This window comes from Pirellulaceae bacterium (assembly GCA_029243025.1).
GTDB lineage: Bacteria > Planctomycetota > Planctomycetia > Pirellulales > Pirellulaceae.
This window is the reverse complement of record JAQWSU010000042.1, coordinates 138,510-155,793: the sequence shown is the minus strand read 5'-3', so window position 1 is coordinate 155,793 and position 17,284 is coordinate 138,510. Positions and strand designations below refer to the sequence as shown.

Below are 17,284 nucleotides of genomic sequence, written 5' to 3'. Positions count from 1 at the left end.
CGGCGACAGCCGGCTGAATTGGTCGACACTCAACTCCATCGGACTGCTTCCCGCGCGGTGACGACACTTATTTTGTTCACTTTCTTGGGCCATTGTCGTGGCAAGAGCTACTCGGCTGACGCGGCAGCGATTATCCTGAGGGCGTGTCGAAGTCGTTCATCCCAGGAGTCAAACAACGATGGCAATTCGGTTCTTACCATTCGGTTTGGTCGTCTTAGTTGGATGCCTGCTCCATCCCAATGCGTCAGCCAATGAAACCGCAGCGACAATCGACTTTACTTCACAGATTCAACCCATCTTTCGTTCGAGATGCTACAGTTGCCATGGCTTTGAAACGAGTGAAGCTGGCCTACGGCTAGACCAAAAGCAACTCGCATTTTCTGGGGGTGATTCGGGCCACGCTATCTCTCCCGGACAAAGTGGAAAAAGCCCCCTCATCAGCCGCATCACGAGCCATGACCCCGATCAGCGCATGCCGCCAGAGGGAAAACCGCTTTCCGCGAAAGAAGTTTCCCTTCTAACCAAGTGGATCGACGCAGGTGCGATTTGGCCCGACGGCATTGACCCCGCTGATCCAGCCAAGTCACATTGGGCCTATCAACCGATCGCTTCGCCTGCATTACCGTCGATTACCCATCCCAGCTGGCCAAGAAATGGTATCGATCATTTCGTCCTCCACCAACTCGAAACTCACTCAATCGCCCCAGCCCGGAAAGCAGATCGATCGACATTGATCCGCCGACTGCATTTGGACCTAATCGGCTTGCCTCCCACCGATCAACAGTGGCAACACTGGATAGCTTGCTCCCAACCGAATTGGTACGAGCAACTCGTGGAAAAACTATTGGCCTCACCCCACTATGGCGAACGATGGGGTCGCTACTGGTTGGACCTAGCACGCTACGCGGATTCCGACGGCTACGAAAAAGATGAGCCGCGCCCACACGCCTACCAGTGGCGGGACTGGGTAATCCGAGCCATCAATCGTGACTTGCCATTCGATCAATTTACCGAACAACAGATCGCCGGAGATCTTCTTCCCGGAGCAACGCCCGACGTCAAACTGGCGACAGGTTTTCACCGCAACACTTTAACCAACCGAGAAGGCGGTATCGACAAAGAAGAGGACCGTGTCAAACAAGTCGTTGACCGCACGAATACCGTTTCAACCGTCTGGCTTGGCCTAACCTTCGAGTGTGCTCAATGCCACACTCACAAATACGACCCGATTACTCAGCATGAGTATTATCAACTCTATGCATTTTTTAACAGCTCGGACGAAACCAACTTCCAGCTTGAACCAACACGTGCCCAGTTGGCTGATTTCGAACGCGAAAAACGTCAATACGCCGTCGCGACGGAAACAGCCGAAAAAGAGCTGAAGGAGCTTCAAGTCACCATTGAACATCAAGCTGAGAAGCTGGAAGCGGAATGGCTGGAAAAAAATTCACAGCAAACGTCTCGCCTCAACAACCTGCAAGCGATTGCACACTTCACCTTTGACGGTAAACAGCCGCTGAAAAACAGGGTAGATGAAAAGGAAGCAAAATTCCTAGGGGAACAGGCTCCACGCGTCACTCCATCGAACCAAGGTCGGGCGATTGATTTTAATGGCAGCAACGACCGGATCGAATTCACGGTAAAGGAAATCCCGCAACCCAATCATCATCCAGTGACGATTTCGGCATGGTGCTACTACCGTGGCGGAATTGGTGCGATTGTCACCAAAATGAACGAATCGGCTAGTTTCCGCGGCATTGACTTTACCGTCAACAACGGGATCCTGGAGGTCCACCTGGTTGACACTTGGCCACAGGACGCGATCAAGGTAACCACCAAAACGAAAATCGCTGAAGAACAATGGCAGCATCTGCTGATGCGATATGACGGCAGCCGCAAGGCGTCGGGCATCCAGATTTTCATCGACGGTAAGCCGCAGCCTCAAGATGTACACTTCGATCAGCTTGCGGGAGATTTCGCCATTGATCAACCCTGGCGAATCGGTAGCCGCCGAGAGGGCGGCTTCTTTCATGGCCAAATCGATGAAGTGCGCGTTTACCAGCGAGCACTCGATGTGCAGGAAGTCGTTCTCCTGGCCAGTGATCCTCGCTTAGAAGCATTTTTGGCCATTGCGAGCATCCCGACCGAAGATCGCCTGGCCGAACAACAAACTGCACAACTCGACTTTCTAATCTCCAAAAATTCTCGCGTCATGGAGGTCGAGCAACTCCTGTCGAAACTTAGTCAAAACCCACCTCAACTCGCACACGGCACAGGCATTGGACTCGCTCAGCGTGATGCACTGCGTCCCACCCATGTCCACCTGCGCGGGGAGTTCCTCCAAAAAGGAGCCGAAGTCGCGACTGACACTCCCAACTTTCTTCATACGTTTCGCGCCCGTGGAACGACACCGGATCGACTGGACTTAGCGCGTTGGATTCTCGCGAGGGACAATCACCTCACACCTCGTGTCACAGTGAATCGTTTTTGGCAAATGTTATTTGGGCATGGCCTTGTCAATTCAGATCGGGATTTTGGCTCACAGGGAACCCTCCCAACTCATCCCAAGCTGTTGGACTGGCTTGCCTCCCGCTTCGTCGCAAACGACTGGAGCGTCAAACAATTGCATCGCCTGATCGTCAACTCAGCAACCTACCAACAGTCTTCCGCGATTCGGCCTGAGCTTCTCGAAATTGATCCAAATAACCACTGGCTGGCTCGTCAAAATCGTTTACGCGTCAACGCAGAAACAGTACGAGATCTGGCGCTTGCGACCAGCGGGCTCTTGGACCCACGAATTCATGGTGAGAGTGTTTACCCACCATTACCACCCGGCACCGTTGAACTTGCTTTTGTGGATGTCATCAATCGCGGTCCATGGCAAGCCAGCGAAGGTGGCGATCGATATCGCCGCGGTGTTTACACATTCTTTCAACGAACCTCAGCTTACCCCATGCTGTCTTTATTTGATGCTCCAGACTCCAACACGACCTGCACACGGCGCGAGCGATCGAATACGCCGTTGCAGGCGTTAGCCCTGTGGAACGACCCCGTTTTCATGGAGTGCGCAAAACACCTCGCGTTACGAGCGGTTCAACCACGGAACTCCCAAGATCTCAGCCAACCCCAAAAGATTGCCGCTGCGATCTACACGATTGGGCTGTCACGCAGCCCGACAGCAGGCGAACTCGACGATCTCACGGAACTTTATCAGAGCAGCTTACACGTCTATGAAAGCAACCCGGGACTCGCAAGGGAGATCCTGACTGGAACGACACCACCCGCTCCAGTGAGTGAGTTCGAACTGGCGGCCTGGATTTCCGTCGCCCGCACCGTGATGAACTTGGATGGGTTTATCAATCGCAACTAGTGAGACAACGACCATGCTAACCACCGAGTCGTCCATTGACCGTTAATCGACTCGACTATCAGGACCCCTGTTTAGTAGTTTTCAGGAAGCAATACTTTTGTTGGATACGCAAGGCATGCTAGGAAATACCTTTGAACAATCCCGTCGCCAGTTCCTCACCTCCTCGGCCAGCGGATTGGGAGCTTTTGCCGCGCTCGACCTACTCTCCCGTGATTCGGCCGTGGCCAACGAGCCAACCCGTTCGCTTGCCAGTCGACCGCCACACTTTCTAGGCAGCGCGAAACAATGCATTTTTGTTTACGCTGCGGGTGGGCCCAGCCAATTTGAACTCTTTGATCCCAAACCGGTATTGAATGAACGAAACGGCGAATCACTGCCTGAATCGTTCACCAAGAATGTCCGTTTCGCTTTCATAAAAAAAGACGCCAAGCTGCTTGGCAGTCGACGACAATTCGCGCCTCGCGGTCAGTGCGGAACGGAATTTTCGGATTTACTTCCCCATCTCTCTACCTGTGTTGATGATATTGCCCTGGTTCGCTCCATGCACACCGAGGCCTTTAATCACCATCCCGCTCAGTTGATGCTCAGTACCGGAGTTCCCCGTTTCGGACGCCCCAGCTTTGGATCCTGGGTACTGTATGGGCTGGGCAACGAATCGCAACAACTGCCAGGCTATATCGTATTGACAGCAGGCCGCGGTGCCAGCGGGGGAACTTCAAATTGGACAAACGGCTTCTTGCCATCGACCTACCAGGGCGTTGTCTTACGGAACAAAGGCGAACCGGTCCTAAACTTGAACAACCCCCCCGGCATTTCCCGGGCGGTTCAGGCAGCGAGTCTCAAGGCAATTCGCAGTTTGAATCAGCGACAACAAGAACGATTGGGAGATGATGAAATTGCCAGTCGAATCGCTTCCTACGAATTGGCATTTCGAATGCAAATGGCAGCGCCGGATGTACTCGACCTCTCAGACGAAACGCAATCCACACTCCAGGCTTATGGCGTCGATCGCTCTGAACCGACAGATGTCAAATCCTCGATTGGTGGTGGGCCAGGGGTTTATCAATCGTTTGCGCGCAACTGCGTGTTAGCTCGAAGACTGGTTGAACGAGGCGTTCGCTTTATCACTCTCATGCATGCTTCCTGGGACCAACACGGCAGCCTCCATAGCGCCCTCGAATACAACGCGAGAATGGCCGACCAACCGCTCGCTGCATTGCTTCAAGACCTCAAAGCAAGAGGGCTCCTTGATTCAACGCTTGTTGTATTTTCAGGAGAATTCGGTCGCACACCACTTGCTCAGGGAACCGACGGTCGCGACCACCATCCGAACGCCTTTAGCGCTTGGATGGCAGGGGGTGGCATCCGAGGCGGACAGGTCGTCGGCAAAACGGATGAATTCGGCTGGAACCCAATCGAAGACCCGGTTCACATTAATGATTTTCACGCAACCCTGTTGCACTTGTTCGGTTTTGATCATACCCGCCTATCGAAGGCGTTTGGCGGACTCGACTTGCGACTCACGAACGTTGGCGGACACGTCGTCGATCAATTAATCGCCTGATCATCTCGTTAGATCAATATGGACAACCCACCAACATTCCCGCCGATCGACCAGCTACCGGCCCAAATTCAAAGCCAAAAAGGCCTCCGGCTTTTTGCCTCTGCCCTCACGTTAATCGTTTTTTGCTGCGGCACACCGACCCTCGCCGCTCCGGCGATCACTTTCGAGCGCATGGCCAATGATCTGATCGTCGCATCCGAGGTGTACAGCGAGGCTGCCATCCAAGCCGCCTGCGATCATTTCGTCGCTCATTCGACTTCGGCAATTCAACCCTTAAGCAAATTAATAACACACGAAAACAGCGTCGTAAGATGGAAAGCGATCGAAACGATCGAGCGAATCGATTTATCCGCCAACAGGCCCCCCAACGGATTGCTTAAAAAGCTTAGTGCCGCCGCAGAAGATATGGATGCCGATGTAAGATCCGCCACCGCAACCTGTCTGGCCCACTGCTTTCCCAACGCCGTAAAAACGCGAGAGATTACTGAGCGGCTGGCCAACGACCCTCATCCGGTGGTTCGCGCGAATGCCCTGTACAGTCAATGGACGTTACTCAAGGAACCCCAAGCCGTCATTGGGCTGACAAAGTTACTGATTCACGACAATTGGATGTCTTCTGAACAAGCTGAAACGCATCTACTTTCGATTGGTCTGCCAGCCGAGGCCCCCGTCACATCACTTACCATTGAGATCACGACAGGCCCCAATCGCGGCTCCACCCTGCAACAAGTTCGTTGCCTGCGTACCCTAGCTCATCTTTGTGGTTCCGAGGCAGCTCAACATCAATTTCGCTGTTGCCTTTCCCATTCGAGTCATGCAGTTGTGCGTGAGGCCGCAAAAGGAGTGGCTCGGCACGACCCCAGGGCAGTGCGCCTTCTGGCAGGACTCTTAATGTCAAGCGATCCAATCAACCAAGCTACAGCTCTCGAAACACTAGCGACGCTTGGAACCCGCGCTCAGCAAGCCGTACCTCAGGTGCAATCCCTTTTCTCGGACGACACCCCCAAGCAGCTCCAGATCGTCGCCATCACAATATTGCCCAAACTCACCGTCACCAGTCGTCAATTGCTACGACACTACGCTCAACTTTTAGAACACGAAGAGGCCGACGTACGAGCTGCAGCCCTCCTCGCAATCCGCAGCTGGGGCGCGACAGCTTATCAACTGCTACCACAGGTTCTCGTAATCGCAAAATTAGACTCGGAAGATTTCGTCCGACAGAGCGCCAACGCCACGATCAAGCATCTCGACACAAACGATTAAGAATCCGATCACCAACAACATCGCTGCCGTGCATTATCGACCGATTGTTGCGGCGCAACAAACAGCTTCGTATTCACTTCAACTCCCGAATCGCGTTTACCGTTCTTTTCGTACTTCAGGAATCGTCCGCAAGTAAGTTTATTTCAATTTTTCCGGTTGAAGGACGATCCGCCTCAAAGCATACTCGATTGAGGGCGAAACACTTTGTCCACTACAGCTTGCATTCAGCAAGATCCCTGCAACGCCCAGCGTGATTTCACAAAACTCCAACCCTTGTGCAGCGCAGTCACACCGATGAGATATCTCCTACACCTTGCAGTCGCAACCATTTTGTTAAGCCCTTTCCAAGCAGAAGCAAGCATTCAGACGGCTTACTTCATCACCACTTACAACGTGGAAGATGCCTCCAATGGCGTCACCATGGGCGATGCCACGCTAACCGGTAGTTTCAACTTTGATTCCACCGTAATGACACACCAAGCTGTTATCCTGGCCGAATTAGCGTTCGATCCGGGTACAACCGGCATCAATTCAAACGGGCTCTCATTCTCAACAACCGACCACAGCGCTCAATACCTAGCACCAGCCGAATGGCTGCTATTCTCAGTCGCGCCCCTTGATACGGCGGGCTTGAGTTATCCATACGTTGCAACCGAAACAGAGAGCGCGATTAGTGTGTCAGTTGGCGACGACACGGAGCATGAATATCCAGGGGAAACCTATATCATTGATCCTGAAGAATCCGATCCAATGAGCACGCCAGAACCATCCGCTTGCCTGACTTGGATTGTCCTCAGTCTTTTTACCTGCAGCGTCTACGCGAAAGTACGACGCTGATCGTTAAATCGCGACGGTCCCAGGCCCTTTCTAACCCGCCACGACACCCGCCGAACTTACAAGTCAACCTGATCTGTTGTTCGGTATCTGGATCAGCCTCGGTTACGCGAGTCGAGTCAGCATCAACTCCGCTTACTGATCCTCTCAGTTCACCGTGAATTCTTTACCAAAGTTGCTCGGGGTTTGTTTTGCCTGAGCCCGTTTTGCGACTTTCGGCGGGTCCGCCAAACCGCGAATCCCATCTCGAAATCGACCTGAGCTTCCTGTTTGATGTTGGTCACGCACTCAGCCGACAAATTAGCTCTTTACTCCCTTCCCCCACCATTCGATGCGTGCGTCTGATTCCTTTAGCGAAGGTGGTGCTTTCCGAGGACTCTTTTCAGCTCAAATCTTGGTAGTTTGGCGAAGAAAAACGGCCCACAAACATAAAAACAGCCTACAATCGCGGCAGTCTACGAAAGCCTGCCAAATATTACGTTCTATCTCGGTTGTGCCAACCAGCGGAAACTTCCTGTTTACCCAGGGCAAACTCGTCGATGAGACTTTAACGAACGTGCCGTTTTTGCAAGTGTCTCCCGAACTGGATTAAATCATGATACGGTCTGCCCTTCAAAACCCGTATCTAATCATCGTCGTAGGACTGGCCCTTGTCGTCTTGGGGGGGTACACGTACACCAAATTGCCCGCAGACCTTCTGCCGCAATTCGACACGTCTGCCGTGCAGATCGTCACCTTCTATCCTGGCATGCCACCGGAGGTGATGGAAAAAGACATAATGAGTCGCCTGCAACGCTGGACTGGGCAGTCCGTGGGAATCTCGCACCAGGAAGCCAAGGCGATGCAGGGCGTTTGCATCGTCAAGGATTTTTTCCGGGATGGAATTTCAATGGACACCGCCATGTCGCAAGTGTCCAGTTACGCCATGAGTGACATGTTTTATCTCCCACCCGGAACCATTCCACCGATGGTGATGCCTTTTGATCCGACGGCGTCGGTCCCTTTGTGTCTTGTCGTCGTTTCCAATGATCAAATGGATGAGCAGGAGCTTTATGACATCGCCTATTATGAGCTTCGAAATAAGCTGCAATCCATCCAAGGCGTGATTGCACCTGCGGTTTACGGAGGCAAGCTTCGTCGAATTCTCGCCTATGTCGATCCCGAGAAACTTGAAGCCCACCAACTGTCACTCCTTGATGTGCAACAGGCCTTATTGAAACAGAACGTGCTAATTCCAGCGGGCAGTATCAAGATTGGTCAGCAAGAGCTTCAGATCTTCACCAATGCCAACGTCGACCAAGTATCTCAACTAAATGATGTACCCATCAAATTGGTCGATGGACATCCCGTCCTGATGCGGGACGTGGGAGACGTTCGTAACGCTTCTCAGATCCAGACGAACATCGTACGCGTTAACGGCTCCCGCAAAGCCTATATCCCGATCTACCGGCAACCGGGCGCCAACACGATCGAAATTGTCCGCCAGATTAAACGACAATTAAGAGATATTGAGCAGCGATTAAAAGTCGAGCGTGCCGAGGACCCCAAAATGGGATCTTTGGTTCTAAGCGTAGCAATGGACCAATCGATAGGCGTTGCAGAGGGAAATCGAGCGCTTCAAATTGCCGCCAGCCTTGGCGCCGTACTGGCCGGTGTCGTTGTCCTAGTATTCCTCCGCAACCTACGCTTTACTTTTGTGATCGTCCTGGCGATTCCACTGGCCCTTCTGGCTGCCATCTTTGGTATGTATTTCACGGGCGACACGTTGAACGCCATGACGCTAGGCGGCTTGGCGTTGGCAATTGGGATTTTAGTTGATCAATCGATTGTCGTGCTGGAAAACGTGGTTCGCCACGCGCAGATGGGAAAATCACCCTTCAACGCAGCCTTGGATGGAGCCAACGAAGTCGCCCTCCCAATGCTTGTTTCCACGCTCACCTTTGCGATTGTTTTTTTTCCTGTGGTCTTTTTGTCTGGATTAGCCCGTTTCTTGTTTCTGCCCCTAGCCACGGCGGCGTGCATCGCAATCTTCGCATCCTATTTGATCGCGATCACTCTGGTTCCAGCCTACTGCGCTCAGTATCTGCACAATACGTCCCATAAAGAACCTACTCAAGGCCGTCTGGCCGTCGGCTACGAACGGTTTCTGACCTGGCTACTTGGGTTTCGCTACCCGGTCGTGCTGCTTGCCTTGCTCACATTCGGGATAGCCTGTTTCATCATGGTTCGACATACGGGTCGTGAATTGTTTCCAGCGATGGATGCAGGTCAACTCTCGATCTTTGTCCGTATGCCCACAGGAACTCGCATTGAACGAACCGAGGAACGAATTGCGCAGATCGAAGATGTAATCGTCAATACATTCGGCGAGGCGGATCCTGCCTTTGCTATCGGCCGCGAGGAAAAACCCGACTCAAATCTCCAATTACTCGTGTCCAATATTGGTGTCTTGATGGATTGGCCTGCAGCCTACACCCCCAACTCGGGGTCGATGGATGCTTTCATGCTGATTCAAACGAAAGGCAAAGTTGGCAGTCCGAGTATTTTTGAATACGTCGAGGTGCTACGCACTGAGTTGAACTCGCAATTTCCTGACGTTGAATTCTCGTTTGACACTGGAGGTATGCTCAGCGCCGCCCTCAACATGGGCGAACCATCTCCGATTCATTTTCAAGTCCAAAGCTCGAACCTGGAAGTGGCCCAGGAGGTTGCTGAATTGATCAAGCAGGCGGCAACGGAGGTGCCCGGAACGGCAGATGCAAGGATCGCCCAGCGGATCGATTTCCCCACATTAGAAGTCAACATGGATCGCGAATTGGCGGCCAGAATGAATTTAAATCCAGATCAAGTCATGAAGAATCTGGTGGCCGCGACCAACAGTTCGGTTAACTTTCAGCCCTCCTTCTGGATCGATAAGGCAAAAGGAAATCACTACTTCTTTGGAGTCCAATACCGCGAACAAGATCTCGACAGCATCGAAACTCTCGAGAACATTCCGGTGGGAAACACCGACAAAGGCCCATGCCGCCTCGGCAACATTGCTGAAATCCACCGGTCCTCCGGGCCCGCCGTCATCAACCATCGAAACATTTCCAGGGTAACAGACGTTTACGTCAACACCCTTCGAGGCTACGACGTGGGGCGAGTTGTATCCGCCATCGAGAAAAAACTCGAAGCCATGGGCGCTCAGCCGGATAGTGACGAGCGAGGCGAGTTGTTTCGTTTGGGAACCGGATCGGCTGACGTTTCCGCTAATCAGCCGTTTACTGACGCCAACCGCTTCCGAGGTGTTTCCTTTCGCATGATGGGCGAGGTGCGTTCCATGCGAGACTCCTTCCAGCAGTTCCGAGGAGGCCTGATGATCGCCTCAATCCTTGTCTATCTCGTAATGGTGGCCCAATTCCGTAGCTTCATCGACCCGCTGGTCGTTTTGCTCACCGTCCCTTTGGGATTCATTGGAGTTGTGGCGGCGCTTCAAATAACCGGTTCCCACCTGTCAATCATGTCCTTCATGGGCATCATCATGATGGTGGGAATCGTGGTCGAATATTCAATCGTGCTGGTGGATTTTGCCAATCGACGTGTTGACGAAGGGCTCGACATCCGTGAGGCAATCATCGATGCAGCAAAAGTCCGCCTGCGTCCGATTCTAATGACCTCGATGACCACGTGGCTAGCGTTACTCCCAATGGCCATTGGCTTTGCAGGCGGCGAGGCAAACGCACCGCTCGCCAGGGCGATCATTGGAGGTGTCATCGGAGCCACCCTATTGTCACTCGCCGTCGTACCCTGCCTGTACGTTATTTTCAAATCCGGCTCCGCCACAAATCCCGCTCCCATCCCCACCCCGGCAACCCACTGAAATTCAATGCACAAGTCACTCCTACTGGCAATTCTTACTGCGCTGATCTCAATCAACGGCCACTTCAGCCTAGCGGACGAACAGGTTACCGTTCCCATTCATCTACGGGGATTTGAACGAGCCGAAATCATGTCCCGTGTGGAGGGATTTGTCGACGAGGTCTTGGTTGATATTGGAGATTCCGTCAAGAAAAACCAGGTTTTAGTGAAGCTGCGGGTACCCGAACTCAACGCAGAACTTACCCGGCGACAAAAAATGGTGGAAAAGGCTCGCGCCGACTTCGCCAGTCAACAAGCAGATGTCACGGCGATTCAAGCCAAATTGCTGGCAAGCGAAGCGGTGGAAAAACTCAAGGCCAAAGAATTAGCACGCTACCAACGGCTAGTTGGTTCGGGGGCTCTCCGGCAAGACAAACTGGATGAAGCAGAATTTGCCCATTCATCCGCCCAGGCTGAACGAAACAGCATCAAGGCCGACGTCCAAGCTGCAACCGCTCACGCCCAGGCTGCTCAAGCCGCCGTTGAGGTGGCTTTAGCAGAAGAGCGAAAGGCTGCGGTCATGGTCGATTACCTTGACATCAAGGCTCCCTTTGCCGGTGAAATCATGCGCCGCGGGATTGACCGAGGGGATCTGGTCCAGACGCCGTCCGCCACCATGCCCCCCTTACTCGTACTGGTCCGGACTGATCGCTTACGGGGCTTGATGATGGTCATGGCGGACCACGCAAACCACATTGAAGTTGGACAGCCTGTCGAGATTCACAACATCCGCGGACTCCCCGACCAATCGATAACTTGCCAAGTAAGTCGACTTGCGAGATCCCTCGCAGAAGGTGCTCAGATGATGCAAGTTGAAGTCGACCTTGATAATACTGCTGATCACAATGGCGATCGCCGCCTCAAACCTGGAGATTATGGCAAGGCGATCGTTTCCATCCCGGAGCATCAGTAGCAGCTGAAACAGCACTTTCATCAGACAATCACTCGAAAAATCACTCAGCGCTTTCAACGGATTGAAACGTGAATAACATGGATTGTTTCAAACGGCGACTCCATTTTTCGATAGGCCTCGGTTTCCTCGGGTTAACTCTCGCACTTACTGGCCTTTTGACCGGATGCCAGACCACGCGCTCCTATCTTTCATTTCAGCGTCCTTCCCAGCCGTCCAATCACGGTTCTGTCGATGATTCATCGATCAAGTCAACATCACCGATCAAACGGCTACCGACACTTCCGATGACGGACCTGACGGCCGTCGCCCTGATTTCTCACCAGGAGACGCTTCCAGAAGGCACACCCTCCCGTCCAAACACAATAAGATCAACATCGCTAAATTTCCCTTGGGAGAATTCCGACTCCCCCGAGGAAATCACCGCTCTCCCTCGATCCATCTCGCCCATCGAAGACACGCACTATCCGATCGATCTCGCGAACGCATTGGGCCTTGGCGGCGCTTCTGATCTGCAAATCCGACTTGCGCGGGAACGCGTCATTGAAGCTCAGGCGGAATTTTTGGCTGCCAAAACAGCCTGGCTACCATCCTTACGATTCGCGGTTGGCTGGAACAAACATGATGGCCGCCTGCAAGAAACGGAAGGAAACATTCTGGAAGTGAGTCGAAACTCACTCTTTGTAGGTGGCGGAGCCGGCCTTGGTACAGCCCCGCTCACGGGTGCAGCAAGTGGTCCGCCCCGTATGATCGTCAATTTATCGCTATCCGATGCAATCTTTGAACCCCAGGTATTCAACAATTTATTGGCTGCCCAACGGGCTAACCGTAGTCGCGTCTTTAACGACTCGTTATCCACAATTGGCCTCGCCTATTTCAACTTGCTAGAAGCTTACGGAAGACTGGCGAATGCTCAGGTGGTCCTGTCGGCAAATCGGACCTTATTACGCCTCACAACAGATTTCGCACAAGCAGGTGCGGGCAGTGAAGCAGATGCAAGTCGGGCGAAAGCCGCCTTTGCGATGCAAGAACGAGTTGTGGATGAGGCAAAGCGTCAAATCGCCGTTGCCAGCGCAGAACTCGTGCGACTCATTCGCCTTGACGCGTCCTTGAAGCTCGCTCCTGCTGAAGAAAAAGTTGCCGTCATCGAACTCGTCGATCCAACGACTCCGATTGAAGAACTGATCGCCCTTGGGATGTCCACACGTCCCGAATTGGCGCAGTCAAACGCTTTAATTGCTGCCACGGCTGGACGTGTGGCTCAAGAACGTTGGCGACCTTGGTTACCCAACGTGATGGTTGGAGCCAGCGGGGGTTCATTCGGTGGAGGGCAGGCAACAGAATTCGAAAACCAAGCCGGTCGAAGCGACATCGACCTACAAGCTGTTTGGGAACTTGAAAACGTCGGTTACGGCAACAGGGCCGACCGAAACCGTAGCCGCAGTCAATTCCGTCAGGCTCAAATCCGTTTTCAGCTAGCCCGCGATAATGTGGCTGCACAAATTGTCACGGCCGCGAGCAATGTGGCCGGATATCGAGAACAAGTTCGCATCGCCATGCAAGGGGCGCAAGAAGCTGAACGCAGCAATCGACTCAATTTCGAACGTGTCAAAGAAGCAGAGGGGCTGCCATTGGAATTGCTACAGTCGATCACCGCTTTGCAAACATCGCTGGACGACTACACGAACGCCGTCGCAAATCACAATCGGAGCCAAATTGAACTGGTACGCGCCATCGGTCAAACGCCAGGGGCACCTCCCAAACCGTTGAACCCATCCGAAAATCGTTTTTCAAACACTCCGGCCGATCTCAGTGAAGCGCCACTACCGCCGGAATAACTATCGGCTTTCTTTCCCCGAATATCCGTGGCAGGCACGGATCAAAACGAGCGAGTTCGTAAATTCCTTTCACCACAAATTGGACGCTGATACGTTGAGATCAACTATGCCTCGGCGACTCTTCCGCAGCCCAATGCCCACCACGATTAACCCGTGCCCCTTGTGAAACGCATCCTATCTTCGCTCGGCCCATCCTTCCTAAGCTAAAGTAACGCAACTTGAAATATTAGTCCGCTGCCTCATGCTGTCTGGCCTCCGTCAACGAATCGGAGGTTGTCTGTTGATGTGTGCCCTTCAACAGCCAAATCGAAAGCAAGAGAGAAGCAAGCGACGTGACCTGTGCGATGACAAACAACCGATAATACGACACACCTCGTGAAAGCAATCCGGACATTCCATAACTTCCAACTGCCAATCCCACCCCGAACATCAACGTAAGAACTCCCCAATCGTGAGAGGCTCGAATTCTGCCCGAAATCTCACGACAACGTACCGATGTTAGCGGAACGCAGCACAAAAGAAAAAAACCAATCAGAAACGCGGACACGGTAATCAGAGTCACGTTGGCAAACACAAGCACCATCAAGACGCCAACCGCTCCCAGCAGATAATTGATCATCAGCGCCAATTGAGTACCTAACAATCGAGCAATCACTCCACTGGTTAGGGCTCCGACAAGGGATCCCAAACCGACAAGACTAAACAAGCGGCTACTGACCGCGGCCGTTGTTCCAAATCGATTATGAAGATAGTCAGGCAAGAATAGCGTGTGCGGCGTGATACTGATCGCAGCGAGAAAATACGCTATTCCGATCAGCAAAAGGGCGAACGCTGTCGGCCGTTCCAATTTGGGAAGTGATGCTTGTTTTTCCCCAGCCAGCGGCTCAGTTGATCGAGCAATCGGCCAGGCGATCACCGCTGCAATCAGCGTTAAACCGGCTTCAAACATCCACCCCGCGTTGACAGAAATCGCTAGAAACGTCGGCAATAACAGACATACGAAAACGATAGTCGCCCCAGCTCCAGCAAAGACTACTCCGTTTACAACCGTCTTCCAACGCTCTGAAATATGTTTTAACACCACCTCCGGCGCGTGAATCACCAAAGAGGCGCCCGCCAATCCGGCCAGGAACCGCGCCAACGCCAACCAGGCAAAGCCTAGATCCCAGACACACATCGATTGGCCAACGACGGCTAATACAAGAGAAAAACGCATCAACAAGGTGACGCCGATCCGCCTTGGCAAGAACAAGGCAGCCCCACACCCAATCAAGTAGCCAAGAAAATTGAACCCGCCTAAATAGCCGGCTCCAGAAGCTGTTACCCAATGATGATCGATCATCGATGGGATCAAGGGGGCGTAGGCAAAGCGACACAACGATAAGCCGATTGCAATTAAGCAAAAGCCCGCAACAGTGGCATAAACCGGATGACATTTTTTCACGAGTGAACTCTTTTCGAGGAATATCTGATATCGGAAACAGACCATTCAAAACTGCATTCACAGAATGCATGAATCAAAAAAGGTACGACAGACCAGGCCAATCGCCCCTCGGCGACAAGATACACAAGTGAGACCCAATAAAAAGATTCTCATTGCAATCTGACTTACCCCTAAATTTCAATGAAAAGCGGTCGCGGCAAATGTATTCTTTGGGACAGCTTCATGCTACAGCATCTCATTTCATCCCTTCGAGCTCAACAAGAATTCTGATTCGATAGCTACCCTTGGTCTGACTGAGCGATGACAATGAGCAATCGAACGATCTCGTCTGGTGTTGCTCACGTGACGCCACGAACGCACCTTGTTCACCCTTCCTCCCAATATTGTTCACCCTAAATCGACAATTCGCCATCCATGCATTTTAAAAAGGAATGAACGATGCCCCATGACATTGAAGTTTTGATTTCCGGCGCAGGACCAGTTGGCTTGGCTCTTGCGGCGCAACTTGAAAGCATGGGAATCACGTTCATGATCATTGAGCGTCGTCTCGAGAGATCGGACAAATCAAAAGCGCTTGTTATCTGGGGAAGATCGCTCGAATTACTTGATCTATGTATGGACGCTAATCAATTCCTGCAAATCGGCAGGCCTGTTCGCAAAGCAACTCTGTTTGACGAAGGCAAGCCATTTGCTTCGATTGATTTCGAAGGAACCGATGGCAAGTTTGGCACCGGCGTCTTGCTGGCGCAAAACAAAACCGAACAATTGTTAGAGCAACATTTGCTTGACCGAGAGCAAGCGATCAGACGGGGCGTCGAACTGGTATCGTTTCAACAACAGGCCAACGGAGTCCAATGCGAGATTAGCGACCAAGCCGGAAATTGCGAACAGATCCATGCGAGGTACCTTGCCGGTTGCGATGGCGCGCATAGCCTCGTTCGGCACAATCTGAATCTATCATTTCCCGGTAGAAAACAAAATCAACGTTGGATACTCGCCGATGTAAAGGCAGAAGGCAACCTGCCCGAATCCGAAGTGGCAGCTTTCTGGAGTCGAGCGGGAGCGATCATTCTGTTTCACTTCGAGCAAGACACGTGGCGAGTGGTTGGCGAAGAAGCACTTACGGATCCAGACGCGGAGCCAGTCGACCCGACTCTGGAAGAAATCCAACAAATGCTTAATCAGCGAGGGGCCGGGGACATCAAAATTTCGAACCCTACATGGCTCTCAGAATTCCGAATCAATGAGCGAAAAGTGGACCAATATGGAATCGGCGGCGCTTTCCTTGCGGGCGATGCGGCTCACGTTCACAGCCCGGCTGGCGGCCAAGGGATGAACACCGGCATTCAAGATGCTTGCAACCTCGCCTGGAAACTAGCTTGGTCACAACGAGCCTCTCTCACAAACACGTTACTTGAAAGCTATTCGCTTGAACGAAGCAAAGTCGGTGACAAAGTGGTGGAGACAACGTCGCGTGTTACCAAAATGGTAACGACTGAATCACGAGTCCTGCAGTTGTTACGGAACAACCTGGCTAAGATTGCCCTGCAATTTCAGTGGACGCAAGAACTAGCGAGGCAGAACATGGCCGAATTCACCGTGGCCTACCCCGACAGTCCGATTGCAGGAAAAGATCAACGACGAGATCATCTTGGCACCCGGCGAGGTGACCGCGTACGTGACATTAGCTGGCAAACCCCAGACGGTAAATCCGACACGCTGTACAGTAAGCTAGCCGGCGGGCATGCGGTCGTGCTTAGCTGGAATGCCTCCAACAAACTGGCAGAACAACTTCGCAGTGAGCTGGAACCTAAGCTTCAATCGTCGATCCTTGCCATCGATTTGGCGGATGAAACTCACGCGAACGGCAGCGGACAGGGGATCACCGATCAAGAGTCGATCGGCAAACTGGGATTGTCCGCATCAGGCCTCCTGGTCGTCCGCCCGGACGGCTATCTGGCAGCCGCAGGATCCGTGCAAGACACCGATATCCTCGCAGCTTGGCTCCACACCTTCTGTTAGCCTGGGCAAAACGGTCTAGGCAGCTGCTTTCCGTCAAAATACGATCAGCAACAATCAATGACAACGCTGCTGGGCGGGAGAATTCGATTCCCCCCTGAATCACAGGCCGGTATCAACCACCGGCTGTTGTGAACCAATC

At 52.7% G+C, this 17,284-nt stretch carries 9 protein-coding genes; 8 read left to right on the top strand and 1 reads right to left on the bottom strand.

From position 1 onward, the window contains the following. Positions 1 to 178: 178 nt before the first annotated feature. The 7 genes from P8N76_18600 (at position 179) to P8N76_18570 (ending at position 13,679) form a co-directional block, all read left to right on the top strand. Entirely contained in the window at positions 179 to 3,370 is a 3,192-nt protein-coding gene (locus P8N76_18600; GenBank protein ID MDG2383689.1) for a DUF1553 domain-containing protein, read from the top strand. 115 nt (positions 3,371 to 3,485) lie between these two features. Continuing rightward, a complete protein-coding gene (locus P8N76_18595) occupies positions 3,486 to 4,934 on the top strand; it encodes a DUF1501 domain-containing protein (protein MDG2383688.1) in 1,449 nt (482 codons plus the stop codon). A 171-nt stretch (positions 4,935 to 5,105) separates the two neighbouring features. Then, a complete protein-coding gene (locus P8N76_18590) occupies positions 5,106 to 6,197 on the top strand; it encodes a hypothetical protein (GenBank protein ID MDG2383687.1) in 1,092 nt (363 codons plus the stop codon). 294 nt (positions 6,198 to 6,491) lie between these two features. Continuing rightward, positions 6,492 to 7,034 (top strand): hypothetical protein, encoded by a 543-nt coding sequence (locus P8N76_18585; GenBank protein MDG2383686.1) that lies wholly within the window; start codon positions 6,492 to 6,494, stop codon positions 7,032 to 7,034. A gap of 592 nt (positions 7,035 to 7,626) precedes the next feature. Continuing rightward, positions 7,627 to 10,893 (top strand): efflux RND transporter permease subunit, encoded by a 3,267-nt coding sequence (locus tag P8N76_18580; protein ID MDG2383685.1) that lies wholly within the window; start codon positions 7,627 to 7,629, stop codon positions 10,891 to 10,893. A 6-nt stretch (positions 10,894 to 10,899) separates the two neighbouring features. Then, positions 10,900 to 11,844: an efflux RND transporter periplasmic adaptor subunit gene (locus tag P8N76_18575; protein ID MDG2383684.1), complete on the top strand. Its 945-nt coding sequence runs from the start codon at positions 10,900 to 10,902 to the stop codon at positions 11,842 to 11,844. A 77-nt stretch (positions 11,845 to 11,921) separates the two neighbouring features. Further along, positions 11,922 to 13,679, top strand: coding sequence for a TolC family protein (locus P8N76_18570; protein ID MDG2383683.1), 1,758 nt, complete (start codon positions 11,922 to 11,924; stop codon positions 13,677 to 13,679). A 226-nt stretch (positions 13,680 to 13,905) separates the two neighbouring features. On the opposite strand, the gene P8N76_18565 is transcribed toward P8N76_18570, so the two are convergent. Beyond that, positions 13,906 to 15,123: a YbfB/YjiJ family MFS transporter gene (locus P8N76_18565; GenBank protein ID MDG2383682.1), complete on the bottom strand. Its 1,218-nt coding sequence runs from the start codon at positions 15,121 to 15,123 to the stop codon at positions 13,906 to 13,908. A 438-nt stretch (positions 15,124 to 15,561) separates the two neighbouring features. On the opposite strand from P8N76_18565, the gene P8N76_18560 reads away from it, so the two are divergent. Continuing rightward, a complete protein-coding gene (locus tag P8N76_18560; GenBank protein MDG2383681.1) occupies positions 15,562 to 17,145 on the top strand; it encodes an FAD-dependent monooxygenase in 1,584 nt (527 codons plus the stop codon). Positions 17,146 to 17,284 lie beyond the last annotated feature (139 nt).